The organism is Hymenobacter monticola (assembly GCF_022811645.1).
Classification (GTDB): Bacteria; Bacteroidota; Bacteroidia; order Cytophagales; family Hymenobacteraceae; genus Hymenobacter; species Hymenobacter monticola.
The window spans coordinates 1910167-1924386 of the sequence record NZ_CP094534.1 but is presented as its reverse complement, the minus strand read 5'-3'; the positions used below and the strand labels follow the sequence as shown (position 1 = coordinate 1924386).

General features: G+C 65.9%; 14 protein-coding genes. 11 read left to right on the top strand and 3 right to left on the bottom strand.

What is annotated here, in order from left to right; translation table 11 throughout:
* The first annotated feature begins 11 nt into the window (after positions 1 to 11).
* The 8 genes from pxpB (at position 12) to MTP16_RS08055 (ending at position 6910) form a co-directional block, all read left to right on the top strand.
* Positions 12 to 737, top strand: a complete 726-nt coding sequence (gene pxpB, locus MTP16_RS08090) for a 5-oxoprolinase subunit PxpB (protein ID WP_243517952.1) — start codon at positions 12 to 14, stop codon at positions 735 to 737.
* Entirely contained in the window at positions 727 to 1740 is a 1014-nt protein-coding gene (locus MTP16_RS08085; protein ID WP_243517948.1) for a 5-oxoprolinase subunit C family protein, read from the top strand. Before pxpB ends, MTP16_RS08085 begins: the two co-directional genes overlap by 11 nt.
* Positions 1741 to 1897: 157 nt before the next feature.
* Positions 1898 to 2680 carry a LamB/YcsF family protein gene (locus MTP16_RS08080; protein ID WP_317244098.1) on the top strand — a complete coding sequence of 261 codons (783 nt, stop codon included), beginning with the start codon at positions 1898 to 1900 and terminating at the stop codon, positions 2678 to 2680.
* A 56-nt stretch (positions 2681 to 2736) separates the two neighbouring features.
* Positions 2737 to 3879 (top strand): NRAMP family divalent metal transporter, encoded by a 1143-nt coding sequence (locus MTP16_RS08075; RefSeq protein ID WP_243517945.1) that lies wholly within the window; start codon positions 2737 to 2739, stop codon positions 3877 to 3879.
* 130 nt (positions 3880 to 4009) lie between these two features.
* Positions 4010 to 5539 carry an NCS1 family nucleobase:cation symporter-1 gene (locus tag MTP16_RS08070; RefSeq protein WP_243517942.1) on the top strand — a complete coding sequence of 510 codons (1530 nt, stop codon included), beginning with the start codon at positions 4010 to 4012 and terminating at the stop codon, positions 5537 to 5539.
* A gap of 10 nt (positions 5540 to 5549) precedes the next feature.
* Positions 5550 to 5909 (top strand): hypothetical protein, encoded by a 360-nt coding sequence (locus MTP16_RS08065; RefSeq protein ID WP_243517939.1) that lies wholly within the window; start codon positions 5550 to 5552, stop codon positions 5907 to 5909.
* A gap of 22 nt (positions 5910 to 5931) precedes the next feature.
* Complete coding sequence (gene msrB / locus MTP16_RS08060; RefSeq protein WP_243517936.1) at positions 5932 to 6375, top strand: peptide-methionine (R)-S-oxide reductase MsrB; 444 nt, start codon at positions 5932 to 5934, stop codon at positions 6373 to 6375.
* A gap of 70 nt (positions 6376 to 6445) precedes the next feature.
* Positions 6446 to 6910 carry a hypothetical protein gene (locus tag MTP16_RS08055; RefSeq protein WP_243517934.1) on the top strand — a complete coding sequence of 155 codons (465 nt, stop codon included), beginning with the start codon at positions 6446 to 6448 and terminating at the stop codon, positions 6908 to 6910.
* A gap of 49 nt (positions 6911 to 6959) precedes the next feature.
* Here MTP16_RS08055 and MTP16_RS08050 read toward each other — a convergent pair whose 3' ends face one another.
* From MTP16_RS08050 to gntA, 3 genes are all read right to left on the bottom strand, one after another.
* On the bottom strand, positions 6960 to 8366 hold the full coding sequence (locus MTP16_RS08050) for a DUF2846 domain-containing protein (protein WP_243517931.1): 1407 nt from the start codon (positions 8364 to 8366) through the stop codon (positions 6960 to 6962).
* A gap of 224 nt (positions 8367 to 8590) precedes the next feature.
* Positions 8591 to 9184, bottom strand: coding sequence for a DUF1989 domain-containing protein (locus MTP16_RS08045; protein WP_243517929.1), 594 nt, complete (start codon positions 9182 to 9184; stop codon positions 8591 to 8593).
* Positions 9150 to 9797, bottom strand: a complete 648-nt coding sequence (gene gntA, locus MTP16_RS08040) for a guanitoxin biosynthesis heme-dependent pre-guanitoxin N-hydroxylase GntA (protein WP_262922675.1) — start codon at positions 9795 to 9797, stop codon at positions 9150 to 9152. Before gntA ends, MTP16_RS08045 begins: the two co-directional genes overlap by 35 nt.
* A gap of 309 nt (positions 9798 to 10106) precedes the next feature.
* On the opposite strand from gntA, the gene uvrA reads away from it, so the two are divergent.
* The 3 genes from uvrA to MTP16_RS08025 all read left to right on the top strand — a co-directional run bounded on the left by uvrA (position 10107) and on the right by MTP16_RS08025 (position 14163).
* Positions 10107 to 12662, top strand: coding sequence for an excinuclease ABC subunit UvrA (gene uvrA / locus MTP16_RS08035; protein ID WP_243517927.1), 2556 nt, complete (start codon positions 10107 to 10109; stop codon positions 12660 to 12662).
* A 72-nt stretch (positions 12663 to 12734) separates the two neighbouring features.
* The gene (locus MTP16_RS08030; protein WP_243517924.1) at positions 12735 to 13469 is read left to right on the top strand and encodes a beta propeller repeat protein; all 735 of its coding nucleotides are present in this window, start codon (positions 12735 to 12737) and stop codon (positions 13467 to 13469) included.
* A gap of 55 nt (positions 13470 to 13524) precedes the next feature.
* Positions 13525 to 14163 carry a class I SAM-dependent methyltransferase gene (locus MTP16_RS08025; protein ID WP_243517921.1) on the top strand — a complete coding sequence of 213 codons (639 nt, stop codon included), beginning with the start codon at positions 13525 to 13527 and terminating at the stop codon, positions 14161 to 14163.
* Positions 14164 to 14220: the final 57 nt, after the last annotated feature.

Sequence of the window (14220 nt, the reverse complement as noted above, 5' to 3'; positions counted from 1 at the left end):
ACCATCTGCCAGTGCCGACGCCCGCAGCCGACGTGCGCCTGTTTCCACTGGGCGACGCGGCCGTGGTGCTGGAATTTGGCCACGCCATCGGCCCCGAAACGCACCGCGCCATCCAGGCCGTGCGCCATTACCTCACGCAGCACCCCTTTGCGGGCCTGCGCGAGTTGGTGCCCGCCTTCACCACCCTCACGGTGTACTATGACCCGTGGCTGCTGAATGGGCAAGGGCACCGCCTGCCGTACGAGCAGATAACCGAAGTGCTGCGGCAGTTGCTGCCCGCCGCGCTGGCCACGCCGGTGGCTTCCGAGGGCGCTGTGGTAGAAATCCCGGTCTGCTACGGCGACGAGTTCGGGCCTGACCTGGAGGCGGTAGCCCAGCACGCCGGCTTGAGCAGGGAAGAAGTAGTGGCGCGGCATTCGGCGCCCGACTACCTGGTGTACATGATAGGTTTCGCGCCCGGCTTCCCCTACCTGGGCGGGCTCGATGCGCGGCTGGCCACCCCGCGCCGGGCCCGGCCGCGCCTGCAGGTGCCGGCCGGCACGGTAGGCATCGCGGGCGCCCAAACCGGCATTTATTCGCTGCCCACGCCGGGCGGCTGGCAGCTCATCGGCCGCACGCCGTTGCGGCTGTTCGACCCCACTCGGGCCCAGCCCAGCCGCCTGCAGGCGGGCCAGCGCCTGCGCTTCGTGCCCATTGGCCGGGCGGAATTTGAGCAGCTTCAGCGGAATGAGCCTTAACATCCTTCGTCCCGGCCTGCTCACCACCGTGCAGGACCTTGGCCGCCACGGCTACCAGGCCGACGGCGTGGTGGTGAGCGGCGCCATGGACGCCGTGGCCCTGCGCGTGGGCAACCTACTGGTGGGCAATGCCGAAGATGCCGCCGGCCTCGAAATCACGGTGCTGGGCCCGCGCATCCGCTTCGAGGCCGACCACCTCATTGCCCTCACGGGCGCCCACCTCTCCCCCACCCTCAACGGCCGGTCGGTGGGAATGAACCGGCCCGTGTGGGTGGCGGCCGGCACCGAGCTGGCCTTCGGCGCGGCGGCGGCCGGCTGCAGGGCCTACCTGGCGGTGGCGGGCGGCGTGGCCGTGCCGCTGGTGCTGGGCAGCCGGTCTACTTATCTGCGGGCTGGGCTGGGCGGGCTGCACGGCCGGGCGTTGCGGGCCGGCGACGTGCTGCCAACGGCGCCTCCAACGCCGCTGGGCCAGAAACTCATGGCAATGCTAGCCGCCCTTGCTTCGCCCAAAACATGGGCCCAGGCATCTTATACACCCGGCCCGCGGCTGTGTGGCACGCCGTTGCCAGCAACCACGGTGCGGGCTATAGCAGGGCCGGAGCACGAGCAGTTTAGCCCGGCCAGCCAGCGCGCCTTTTGGCAGCAGCCGTTCAGGGTAAGCCCGGAAGCCGACCGCATGGGCTACCGCCTGCAGGGGCCGGAGTTGAACCGCCAGACGAATGCCGAACTGCTGTCAGGTGCCGTCACTTTCGGCACGGTGCAGGTGCCAGCAAGCGGGCAGCCCATAGCGCTCATGGCCGACCACCAAACCACCGGCGGCTACCCGCGCCTGGCCCAGGTTATTACGGCCGATTTCCCGGTGTTGGCGCAGTTGCGGCCGGGTCAGCAGCTATGGTTTCAGCGAGTAACGCTGGCGGAGGCGCAGGCGCTGTACCTTGCGCAGGAACGGCAGCTGCGGGCGTTGCGGCGGGGCATTGCGCTGCGTGTCAACCTCACCCCCTGACCCCCTCTCCTCAGGGAGAGGGAGCACCGGTTCGTGAGGACGATTTCCAAACGAACTTCGTCAGCAGCGAGTCCGGTGCCCCCTCTCCCTGAGGAGAGGGGTCAGGGGGTGAGGTTCTACGTCTGCGCCGTTTTTTCGCTTTTTAAACTCAACGCGTATGCCCCCAATTCCTACCGTCGACTTGAACTGCGACATGGGCGAAAGCTTCGGCGCCTGGACGCTGGGCAACGACGAGGCTCTATTGCCCTTCATCACCTCGGCCAACATTGCCTGCGGCTTCCACGCCGGCGACCCGGGCGTGATGAAGCGCACTGTGCGCGCTGCCCTGCGGCACGGCGTGGCCCTCGGCGCCCACCCCGGCCTGCCCGACCTGGTGGGCTTCGGCCGGCGCAACCTGGATATTTCGGCCGAAGAAGCGTTTGACATGACGGTATACCAGCTCGGCGCCCTGCACGCCGTGGCCCAGGCCGAGGGCGGCCGCCTGCACCACCTCAAGCCACACGGCGCCCTCTACAACATGGCCGCTACCAACGCCGCCCTGGCCCAGGCCATTGCCGAGGCCGTGTACAAGGTACAGCCCGAGCTGGTGCTTTACGGCCTGGCCAACTCGGAGCTGACCCGGGCCGGCGAGCAGCTGGGCCTGCGCACGGCCCACGAGGTATTTGCCGACCGCACCTACCAGGCCAACGGCATCCTCACCCCGCGCCGCCAGCCCGATGCCCTCATCACCGACGCCGACCAGGCCATTGCCCAGGTGCTGCAAATGGTGCAAACCGGTACGGTGCGCAGCCAGCAGGGCACCGAGGTGGCGCTGCGGGCCGATACCGTGTGTTTGCACGGCGACGGCGCCCACGCCCTGGAGTTTGCCCGGCGCCTGCACCAGGAGCTGCGCGCCGCCGGGGTGCAGCTGCAAGCGGCCGGCCCGGCCGTGGCCCCATGAGGCCCCAGCCACGGGCGCGCTGGTGGGGCGGCGCCACGCTTGGGGCGGCCTTTTTGATGGCGAATTCATCCATCGGGCCGGGCTTCCTTACCCAGACTACGGTGTTTACCCAGCAGTTGCTCACCAGCTTTGGGTTCGTCATTTTGCTCTCGGTGCTGCTCGACATCGGCGCGCAGCTCAACACCTGGCGCATCCTCACCGTGAGCGAGCTGCGGGCGCAGGATTTGGCCAACCGGCTGCTGCCGGGCCTGGGGTATTTTCTGGCCGCGATGGTGATTTTGGGCGGCTTTGCCTTCAACATCGGCAACATTGCCGGCTGCGGGCTGGGGCTGAATGTGCTCACCGGCCTGAGCTTCGAGCAGGGCGCCATGATAAGCTGCGCGGTGGCCCTGCTGCTGTTCTGGGTGCAGGAAGTTGGGAAGATGCTCGACGGCTTTACCAAGGTGCTGGGTACGGTCAAGATTCTGCTCACGATGGGCATTGCCGTCAGCGCCCGGCCGCCGCTGCTGCAGGCGCTGCACCACACGGTGATGCCGACGCAGATTAGCGCGGCGGCTATTGTTACCATCGTGGGCGGCACGGTGGGCGGCTACATCACGTTTTCGGGCGCGCATCGGCTGCTCGATGCGGGCATCAAGGGCCCGGGCAACCAGGTGGAGGTGACGCGCAGCGCCCTCAGCGGCATCGTCATTTCCACCGTTATGCGGTTTGTGCTGTTTCTGGCCATTGTGGGCGTGCTGGTGCACGGGGCGGTGCTCGATAAGGACAACCCTGCCGCGGGCGTGTTTCGCGCGGCGGCCGGCGAGGCGGGCTTTCGGGTGTTTGGGGTGATTTTGTGGAGCGCGGCCATCTCGTCGGTGGTGGGCGCGGCCTACACGTCGGTGTCGTTTTTCAAGACCTTTCACCCGGTGTTTGCGCGCCACGAGCGGCTGTGCATCTCCGTGTTCATCGTGCTTTCCACCAGCGTGTTTGTGCTGGTGGGCAAGCCGGCGCAGCTGTTGGTAGTGGCCGGCGCGGTGAATGGCCTGATTCTGCCCATCGCCCTGAGCATTGTGCTGGTAGCCGCCACCAGCCGCCGCCTGATGGGCTCCTACCGCCACCCGCGCTGGATGCTGGCCGCCGGCTGGCTGGTGGTGCTGGTGATGGGCGCCCTGAGCGTGCCGGTATTGGTGGAGCAGCTGGCCGGGCTGCTGCGGTGAGGGATGAGCAGTGAAGCAAGGTCATACTGAGTAAGTCGCAGTATCTCTACTGCGCAAGTAATTATTTACTATTGCGGTAGAGATGCTTCGACTGTGCTCAGCATGACGTTCCATTTAGTTTGACTCACCCATGGATACCGCTACTGCCACCCATACTCCCGACGCCGGCCTCACCAGCCCCGACCTGGCCCCTGTGGCGCCCGCCGAGCGCACCTGGGGCACCGGCAACTACGCCGCGCTCTGGGTGAGCATGAGCTTGTGCATCCCGACTTACATGCTGGCCAGCTCGCTCATCGAGGGCGGCATGAACTGGTGGCAGGCCCTGCTCACCATCTTCCTGGGCAACACCATTGTGCTGGTGCCCATGCTGCTGAACGGCCGGGCGGGCGCGCAGTACGGCATCCCGTTCCCGGTGTTTGCGCGGGCCAGCTTTGGGGTGCGCGGGGCCAATGTGCCGGCCCTGCTGCGGGCCATCATCGCCTGCGGCTGGTTCGGCATTCAAACTTGGATTGGCGGCTACGCGCTGTATCAGATGGCGGTGCTCTGGGTGCCGGGGCTGGCCACGCTGCCGGCCGTGTTTCCGGCTAGCTGGGGCCTGACCACCGGGCCGGCGCTGCTGTTTTTCCTGTTTTGGCTCCTGAATATGTACGTCGTGCACAAGGGGGTCGACAGCATCCGCAAGCTCTTGGTGTTCAAGGCATTTTTCCTGCCAGTGGCGGCACTGGCGTTGCTGTGGTGGGCCATTGCGGCGGGCAAGGGCTTGGGGCCGATATTGGCGCAGCCCAGCAAGTTCACCGATAGCGCGCAGTTCTGGGCGTTCTTCTTTCCGTCGCTCACGGGCATGGTGGGCTTCTGGGCCACGCTCTCGCTCAACATCCCCGACTTCACGCGCTACGCCACCAGCCAGCGCGCTCAGCAGCTGGGCCAGGCCATTGGGCTGCCCACGTCGATGACCATGTTTTCGTTTGTGGGCGTGGTCGTGACTTCGGCCACGTTCGTCATCTACGGTAAAACCATCTGGGACCCGGTGGTGCTGGCCGGCAAGTTCGACAGCAAGCTGCTGGTGAGCTTTGCCATGCTGGCCGTGGCCCTGAGCACGCTGGCCACCAACATCGCGGCCAACATCGTGAGCCCGGCCAACGACTTCGCCAACCTCTCGCCCGAGCGCATCAGCTTCAAAACCGGCGGCTACATCACCGGCGTCATTGGCCTGCTCACCTTCCCCTGGAAGCTCATTGCCGACCCCACGGGCTTCATTTTCACCTGGCTGGTGGGCTACTCGGGCCTGCTCGGCCCCATCGGCGGCATCATGATTGTGGACTACTACTTGCTGCGCCGCCAGCGCCTCGACCTGGCCGGCCTCTACCAGTACCGCGGCCCCTACGCCTACCGCAACGGCGTGAACCGGGCCGCCATCTGGGCCCTGGTGCTGGGGGTGTTGCCCAACATCCCGGGCTTCCTGGTGGCGGTGGGGGCGCTGGGCAAGGACGCAGTTTGGCCGGCGCTGGTGAGCCTCTACAATTACTCGTGGTTTGTGGGCTTCCTGGTGTCGGGCGGCGTATACTTGCTGCTGATGCGCACCCAAACAGCCGGCCAGTCGGCGCCGAATGCCGCGGGCGCGGCGGCCGTGCCGAGTGCCGCCCCTTCCCTCGTTCCCTAAGCTTTCGGCCATGGTTGAAGTCACTGTCCATCACGACACGGTTGTGTTCACTGTTCGCGGCCTGCACAAGGTGCTGGCTTTCAAAAGCGAGCTGACCGTGCCCCGCTCCCACATCATTGGCGTGCGGCACGACCCCACGGCGGCGCAACGCCTCGAAGGCCTGCGCGCGGGCGGCACCTCGGTGCCCGGCCTGGTCAAAGCCGGCACCTTTTACCTCGACCACCAGGCCAGCCACAAGCCCATGTTCGTCGACGTGGGCAACGCGGCCAACCTCCTGGTCATCGACCTGCGCGACGAAGAGTACCAGCAGCTCATCATCGAAGTGGAAGACCCCGTGGCGGCAGAGGCCCTGCTGGCCACCAGTGGTTGAGTGCCCTGAACGTCAGGCCCCGATGCTGCGCTGGAAGGACATCATCACCTACGCCAAATACGGCAACCCCGAGCCGCCCCGGCGCGTGGAGCTTTCGGACGCCGAATGGGCCGCGCGGCTGCCGCCCGGGCGGTTTGCCGTGCTGCGGCAGCAGGCCACCGAGCCGCCCTACCGCAACGCCTACTGCCGCGCCTACGAGCCCGGCCGCTACGCCTGCGCCGGCTGCGGCACGGTGCTGTTCGAGGCCGACGAGAAGTACCACGCCATTTCGGGCTGGCCCAGCTTCCGGCAGCCGGCGGCGCGCAATGCCATTGCGTATTTCTTCGATGAGAGTTTCAACATGCAGCGCATGGAGGCGCGCTGCAACGTGTGCGGCGGGCACCTCGGGCACGTATTCGCCGACGGGCCGGAACCAAGCGGCCTGCGCTACTGCATGAACTCGGCCAGCCTGCTGAAACGGGAGTAGCTCAGGGGCGCATCGGCAGGGCGGCCCACCCGACACGCCGCCCCCAACGTCAAAACCCATTTCTCCCGCCATGAAGCAACGACTGCGCGAATGGCTGCGGCGCTACCTGCCCGCCGAGCTGCTCTCGGCAGTGGCCACGCTGGTAGCAGCCGGCCTGGTGATGCGGGCCACGCGCAGCGGGGCGCGGACGGCCCTTGCGGCTACCTGGGCGGGCAATGTGGCTTACTTCGGCCTGCTGCTGGCGCTGGACGTGCGCCAGACCCAGCAGGCAAGGCGGCGACGGGGCTACGCCTACACCTGGCGCACTCTGGGCCAAAACCTGCGGGCCCTGGCCGTGGAATTCGGCCCGGCCGAAGTGCTCGATAGTCTCGTCATTCGCCCCGACCTGCTCTACTACCTGCCGCGCTGGCTGGGCCACTTTGCGGTGGGCATTCTGCTGGCCAAGCTGCTGGCGGACGTCACGTTCTACATCCCGGCCATTCTGAGCTATAAGCTCAGCAAGAAGCGTCTGCGCCGTTTCGAAAACGAGCCGTAAGCGCCGGCGCGGGTTTGCCCGCTTTGGGCGGCTGCCGGGGCAGCGGCGCCTACTTGCGGAGCTTGTCGAGCTCGTCCAGCTCGGCCGAGCCCTGGCGGGGCGACATCCACTGCCAGGCGGGTCCGTTCCGGGAGGCGTCTATTTTTAAGTAGCTGAGCTGCGCGGCATTGGGCACCAGCAGCTGGCAGGGGTTGGACACGGGCACGCCGTTCAGGCACAGCCGCATGGGCTTGCCGAAGCGCGTCCAAGGCACCTCCAGGTACTGGCCGGGGCGTAGCGCGCCCATCTCGCGGCCATCCACAAACACGCCCACCGGCGGGGCGTCGGCCGCCTGGGCGGGCCGGTAGAGGTACACGTAGGCGGTATCGGTCCGAACGGGGGTGCCCAGGGCGGGAAACGGGCCCAGCGCGCCGGTCGTCATGTCGAGGCCATAGGTCATGGGCTCGGCAGTGTGGTCGGGCATGTTGGTGCGGGCCACGGCGGCCCCTACCAAGCCCGCCAGCATGGCCGCCCGGCTCTGGCTTTGGGCCAAGGCCTCGGCGTGCAGCTGGTCGAGCGGGGCTTCGGCCACGAAGGTGAAGAAGCTGCCCTGGCGCGTGAGCGGGTAAAACAGCTTGTTGTATTTCACAAACACTTGCTGCCCGTCGCAAAAGCCCCACAGGTCCTCGCCGAGGGTTGCGTCGGGGTTGGCTCCGAAGCGCACCTTGGGGCGCACGCGCGCCACGCCCAGCCACTGCGCCGTGGCAATGGGGCTGGGGTAGCGCCGCGCCCGCGCCGTGTCGAGGGCGAAGGTCAGGGTAGTGTCGGGCCGGTTCTGCAAAAACTCCTCGAAGCGGAAGTACAGGCCCCGGCGCGGTGTCTCGCGCAGGATGGCCGCCCGGCGCCCGGCTGCCGGCGCATCGGTGGGCAGGGCCGTGAGGAGACGGGCGGGGCGGGCGGCCCCGGCAGCCCAGTCGGCCGTGTTCAGCTGGCCGAGGCACTGGGCCAGCATCTGGGCCAGGTGCACGGCGTGCCAGTACGTCACCTCGCGGCCCTGGGTGCTGGCGTGGGCCGCCACGGCCTGCACGAAGTGGTAGCCGTCGGGCAGGTGCTCGTACACGTCGGCGGTGAGGTCGGCGGTGGCCTGCTCGCGGGGGCCGCCCAGGGTTTCGCCCAGGTGCAGGCTGCGCAGGCACAGCACCACGGGGTGGTCGGTGGGGCGGGCGGGCAGCTGGCGGAGCGCGAAAGCGGTGAGGGCCGGTCCTACCCCCTGCCGAAATTCGATGGCGGCGGCCCGGCCGGCGCGGTAAGCAATGCCGATGGGCGGCGTGCCGGCGCGGCCGTCGAGCACCTGCTCCACGTGTACCACGCGGCCGGGCACGTCCAGCGTCTGCAGGTCGAGGTCGGGGTAGAAGGTTTGGGCGCGGGCGGCCAAACTCGCCCCAGCCATCAAGAGTGTCAGTAGAAAAGTTTTCATGGCCCGTTGCAGGTTGCGAAGATGGGCACTATTTGGCAGAAGCGCACACTCTTGCAGCAGGCAGCTTCGAGACTTCCATGGCTGGGCAGAAACTTAAGCTCAACTGTTTTAGCCAGTGAACAGGCTTTTTTAACCCGCCGCCAGAACCCGCCGTCGTTGGTACAGCGCACCACTTTTCAAGGCAGGCTGCGCGATGCGCGAACCCTGCACGCCAACGGTGCGGGTTAATCCAGCACCTCGTAGGCTATGGGCTTGAAAGCGTAGTTGTTCGACATCTCGGCCGAGCAGGCGGTCATGCCTACCACGAGGTCCATTTTAGCTTCCAGTATCACGTAGTCGCCGGCGCGGCTTTTGGGCGGTAGCACGCCTACTTTGCCGGTTTCGCCGTCCACAGTCACATGCATGAAAATGTTGAAGCAAATCGGAATCTGGTCGGGCGTGATGCCGTGCGGAGCCAGGGCCTCGCTGAGGTTGCCGAAGCAGCCGCGGTGTGGGTGCTCGTGCCCGTAGATAATGCGGAAGGTGTCGGCCGAGCAGGGCGTGAGCAGGAAGTCGTGCCGGCCCACGGTGTCTTCCACCAGCTCAAACATGACGTTGCTCCGGTTGGAGTAGAACGGGTGGCCGGCGGTGAGGAAGATGGTTTCAGCGTAGTCGATGGTGCGGCCCGACGACAGGTACTCGGCCGTGTCGTGCAGGTTGAAGCACACGAAATCGGACACCTGCTCGCCCTGCGGGTCGGTTACTTTCAGGCGTTGGCCCTGGCGCAGGACGAAGGCCGTGCCGCTACGCGGCGGAATTAAGTGGGGGGTGCTGGGCATGGGGGCTGAGGAAAGGGCATTTCCAGGCATCGTCGTAGACTTTGCCGGTGTATTGGTACACTTCGGAGGCTTCGCCGAAGTTTTGCAGCATGGGGTTCACGGAGCCGGAATAGGCCACGTCGCGCTTGCGGATGGTGTCGCGCAGGCCATCGTAGCGGCCGTTGGCGCGGATTTGCTCGAACTGCGCGTGGGCGTTGAACACCAGCGTAGGGTGGCCAAACTGCCGCGCCGCGCGGGAGCTACCCGGGTGCAGGCCCACCACAAAAAACGCTTCTTCCTTGAGGCTAAAGCTGAAGTCAGATGAAGCCGGGTCGGCCACCACGCGGGGGTCGTAGCCGTAGCGTTGCGCATCGAGGTTGGCCAGGGACTGCAGCCGCTGCCAGAACAACTCCTCAAACATGGCTTCGCTGGGCGCCGTGGGTCCGCGGAAAATGATGGCCGCGCTGTGGTACAGCTTTTCCGATTGCCGGTAGGTGTCCACAAACTCGTAGAGAAAATCCAGAATGGCTGCGTCGTCTTTCGGACAAGCCATGTGGTCGACGACCAGGCAGTGGAGCTGCTGCCAGGTCAGGGCGGTTTTGGCGGCTACGCAGGGAAACTCCCGCTTATTAATGAAGTCGCAGTACTCCTACACTTCCGCATGTTGTTTTGAATCAGACATATACCCATTATTTATAACGCCAATTAATGCGAGAACCAAAAAATATGTTGTGCTTGAGTTACGACCCTATTCTTGTTTTTGTTTAATTTTTATACACACAATCCTAAACAAAATCCTACACACGCTTCCCCGAATGCCTTCGATTTAAGAGCCTTGATAGCCGTACCGTTCACGTTTGTTTTTTCTGGACTGGCGCTGTCTGCTGCCCGCGTTTGCCGGGCCGGCCATTAACCTCGGGGGGGAGCTTCGCGTTAGCCGGCCATGCCTGCTTCCCCGCCCCCCTCTCCTGCCGATGCCCGCGCTGACGGCTTCGTTCGCGTCCGCGGCGCCCGCGAACACAACCTCAAAAACGTCGACGTTGACATTCCGCGCGATGCCCTGGTGGTGTTCACCGGCGTGTCGGGCTCGGGCAAAAGCAGCTTAGCCTTTGGCACGCTCTACGCCGAGGCCCAGCGCCGCTACCTGGAGTCGGTGTCGCCCTACGCGCGGCGGCTGTTCCACCAAATGGCGGTGCCCGAGGTGACGGCCATTGAGGGGCTGCCGCCGGCGGTGGCGTTGCAGCAGCAGCGCGGCGCACCCAGCACCCGCTCGTCGGTGGGCTCGGTCACCACGCTGTCCAACCTGCTGCGCATGCTGTACTCGCGGGCCGGCGACTACCCGGCCGGCCAGGGCATCATCTACGCCGAAGCCTTCTCGCCCAACACCGCCGAGGGCGCCTGCCCCACCTGCCACGGCCTGGGCCGCGTGTATGAGGTGACCGAGCAAAGCATGGTGCCCGACCCCACGCTCACCATTCGGGAGCGCGCCATTGCGGCTTGGCCCCAGGCCTGGGGCGGCCAGAACCAGCGCGACATTCTGGTGAGCATGGGCTACGACGTGGATACACCCTGGCAGGACCTGCCCCAAAAGGACCGGGACTGGATACTCTTCACCGAGGAGCAGCCCGTGCTACCGGTGTATCCCGGCTACTCGCCCGAGCAGACGCAGCGCGCCATCAAGCGGCGCGAGCCGCCGAACTACATGGGCACCTTCACGGGCGTGAAGAAGTACGTGCTGCACACCTTCGCCACCACCCAAAGCGCGCTGATGAAGAAGCGCGTGGCGCAGTACATGCTGGGTTCCGACTGCCCCACCTGCCACGGCAAGCGCCTGCGGGTGGAGTCGCTGAGCGTGAAATTTGCCGGGCTGGACATTGCCGACATGTCGCGGCTGCCGCTGAAGCGGCTGGCGGCGCTGTTGCAGCCTTTTGCAGCGGGCAAAACGGCCGGCCACCTGGCGCACCCGGAGCAGGCCATCGTGGCCCGGCGCATTGCCGAGGATTTGGCGGCGCGGCTGGCGGTGCTGCTTGATTTGGGGCTGGGCTACTTGTCGCTGGAGCGCGGCACGCCCACGCTTTCGCCCGGCGAGCTGCAGCGCTTGAGGCTGGCCACCCAGCTGTATTCCAACCTGTTCGGGGTGGTGTACGTGCTCGACGAGCCCAGCGCCGGCCTGCATCCAGCCGATACTGAGGCGCTGTTGCACGCGCTGGCGGGCCTCAAAGGCGCGGGCAACTCGCTGTTCGTGGTGGAGCACGATTTGGACGTCATCCGCCAAGCCGACTGGCTCGTGGATGTGGGCCCCGCGGCCGGCGAAAAAGGTGGCGAAATCCTCTACAGCGGCCCGCCCGAGGGCTTGAAAGGTATCGAAGCTTCGCAGACGCGCCAGTTTCTGTTCGATACTTCCGCGCTGCCCGACGTGCCGCCCCGCACGCCCACCGGCTGGCTGAAGCTGGCGGGTGTGACGCGCAACAACCTGGAAAACCTCTCTGTAGAATTTCCGCTGGGCGTGTTCACGACGGTTACGGGCGTGTCGGGCTCGGGCAAGTCCAGCCTCGTGAGCCAGGTGCTGGTGGAACTGGTGGCCGAAAGCCTGGGCCAGACCATTGAGGCCGAGGAAGAGGAAGCCGACCCGCTGGCAGCGCCCGCGCCCGCCACACTGGGCGGGCAGATTACGGCGGGTCTGGATAAAATCAAGCGCTTAGTTCGCGTCGACCAGAAGCCCATAGGCCGCACGCCGCGCTCCAACATGGCCACCTATACCGGCTTGTTCGACCACGTGCGCAAGCTGTTCGCGGCCACGCCCGAGGCCCGCAAGCGCCGCTACGACGCGGGCCGCTTCAGCTTCAACGTGGCCAAAGGGCGCTGCGAAAACTGCTCGGGCGAAGGCTTCGTGATGGTGGAGCTGCTGTTTTTGCCCAGCGTGTACGCGCCCTGCCCGGTGTGCCACGGCGCCCGCTACAACGCCAAAACACTGGAGGTGCAGTACCAGGGTCGCAACATTGCCGAGGTGCTGGGTTTGACCGTGGACGACGCCTGGGAGTTCTTCGCCGACGAGCCCGCCATCCACCGCGCCCTCACCGTGCTGCGCGAAGTGGGCCTGGGCTACCTGCGCCTGGGCCAGCCCGCCACCGAGCTTTCGGGCGGCGAGGCCCAGCGCATCAAGCTGGCCACCGAGCTGCAGCGCATCGGCCGCGGCAACACGCTCTACGTGCTCGACGAGCCCACCACCGGCCTCCACCCTTCCGACACCGAGAAGCTGATGCTGCAACTCGAAGGCCTGGTAGAGGCCGGCAACACCGTCATTGTGGTGGAGCACGAGATGCGCGTGGTGGCGGGTTCCGATTGGGTTATCGACATCGGACCCGGCGCGGGCGAGGACGGCGGGCGCGTGGTGGCTGCCGGCCCGCCGCGCGCGGTGGCCAAGGTGCGCGAGAGCCGAACGGCACCGTATCTGCGGGAGTTTTTAGCTCCGCAGTCGGCTGGCGTTCCTCGGAAATAGCGCCTACCTTTAGTTGCCAGCTCATACGTCGGCGTTGTCCCTTTCCAATCGGTTTTCCTGAGACCTTCCGCTATGAAACACCCTTCCCTTCTGCTCGCCGCCGGGCTACTCGCGGTGGCCTGCCAAAAAAAAGACCCTGAAGCAACGCCCCGCGAAACCGAAGACCCGGATTGGATAAAGCTGGAAATAAAGACTGTTTTTGATGGCGATGAAGCTTATTCCATTTGGGGCGACATCGATAAAACCCTGCTGGTTTCGACAAAGGCACACATTTACGCCACTTCCGACCAAGGCAAAACTTGGCAGGAGCGGAAGAACTTTGCGAGTGCTACCTACGGCTTTGTGTCGCGCAATGACACGATTTTTGCCTTAAGCAACTACCTCACCGATGCCCAAGGCCAGAAAACGGCCTCCTTTGTCGATTACTTCACCACCGACCTCGGTAAAACGTGGGTGCATGTGAACACCGTGCCCCGGGGCCGCGAGAAGTACTACCGCTTGACCCAGCCCTTTGGCCGGGTAGAAGCCGCTGGCAACACGTACCGCACCCAGGAAAACACCCAGCCCATCGCCAACTCCACCAGCCGCTTGGTGGTCGCCTCCGACCTGCTGCGAACGGACGGCACCACGCAAACCAAGATGCGTCTGCCCACCGGTCATTACCTTAAGGGACTGTACCTCGATGGGCAGCAGCGGCTGTACGTGGCAGCCTCCGGCCTGCGCTTCGATACCAGTACCGGCGAGGCCATCGACCCCACCGTGGGCCGCCCGGCGGTGGTGTACGTTTCGCGGCGGCCGCTTCCGTAAAGCGGCCCTAGGCGGCCGCTCCTACCCGAAGCCGTCAGTTGCGTACTACGGATTCATGACTCCCGACGACGCCCTTCCCGCCAACCTCTTCCGTCGCCAGGACGAAACGCCCGACGCGGAATTCTACCACCACCCGCGCTTTGTGACGCACATTGACGACCGCGCCATTGCGGCCGTCACGCAGCTCTACCGCGAGTATTTCGCGCCGGACTCCGCGCTGCTCGATTTGATGAGCAGTTGGGTGAGCCACCTGCCGCCCGAGGTGCCCTACCGCCGCGTGGTGGGCCTGGGCATGAACAAAGCCGAGCTCAAAGCCAACCCGCGCCTCGAATCCTTCGTGGTGCAAGACCTCAACCAGCAGCCCGTCCTGCCTTTCGCCGACGACGAGTTCAACGGGGCTGCCATCTGCGTGTCCATCGACTACCTGACGCAGCCGGTGACGGTGCTGCGCGAATTGGCCCGCGTGCTGCGGCCCGAGGCGCCGCTGGTTGTCACCTTTTCCAACCGCTGCTTTCCCAGCAAGGCCGTTGCCGCCTGGCACGCCCTCGACGACCGTGGCCACTTGGCCTTGGTGCGCCAGTACCTGACTACCGCCGACGGCTGGCACGCCATCGAACTGCTCGACCGCAGCCCCCAGCCGCCCGGCCGCTCCGACCCACTCTTCGCCGTGGTGGCGCGGGTGGCGCCCCGCTAAAGTTGGAGCTTTGCCGCGAGCCGCCCTGCTTGGCAAGCAACGCTAAGGCATGAGGCT

Coding starts and splice junctions, on each gene's coding strand:
- MTP16_RS08085 (WP_243517948.1), top strand. CDS start 727: ATGAGCCTTAACATCCTTCGTCCCGGCCTGCTCACCACCGTGCAGGAC.
- MTP16_RS08080 (WP_317244098.1), top strand. CDS start 1,898: ATGCCCCCAATTCCTACCGTCGACTTGAACTGCGACATGGGCGAAAGC.
- MTP16_RS08075 (WP_243517945.1), top strand. CDS start 2,737: ATGGCGAATTCATCCATCGGGCCGGGCTTCCTTACCCAGACTACGGTG.
- MTP16_RS08070 (WP_243517942.1), top strand. CDS start 4,010: ATGGATACCGCTACTGCCACCCATACTCCCGACGCCGGCCTCACCAGC.
- MTP16_RS08065 (WP_243517939.1), top strand. CDS start 5,550: ATGGTTGAAGTCACTGTCCATCACGACACGGTTGTGTTCACTGTTCGC.
- msrB (WP_243517936.1), top strand. CDS start 5,932: ATGCTGCGCTGGAAGGACATCATCACCTACGCCAAATACGGCAACCCC.
- MTP16_RS08055 (WP_243517934.1), top strand. CDS start 6,446: ATGAAGCAACGACTGCGCGAATGGCTGCGGCGCTACCTGCCCGCCGAG.
- MTP16_RS08050 (WP_243517931.1), bottom strand. CDS start 8,366: ATGAAAACTTTTCTACTGACACTCTTGATGGCTGGGGCGAGTTTGGCC.
- MTP16_RS08045 (WP_243517929.1), bottom strand. CDS start 9,184: ATGCCCAGCACCCCCCACTTAATTCCGCCGCGTAGCGGCACGGCCTTC.
- uvrA (WP_243517927.1), top strand. CDS start 10,107: ATGCCTGCTTCCCCGCCCCCCTCTCCTGCCGATGCCCGCGCTGACGGC.
- MTP16_RS08030 (WP_243517924.1), top strand. CDS start 12,735: ATGAAACACCCTTCCCTTCTGCTCGCCGCCGGGCTACTCGCGGTGGCC.
- MTP16_RS08025 (WP_243517921.1), top strand. CDS start 13,525: ATGACTCCCGACGACGCCCTTCCCGCCAACCTCTTCCGTCGCCAGGAC.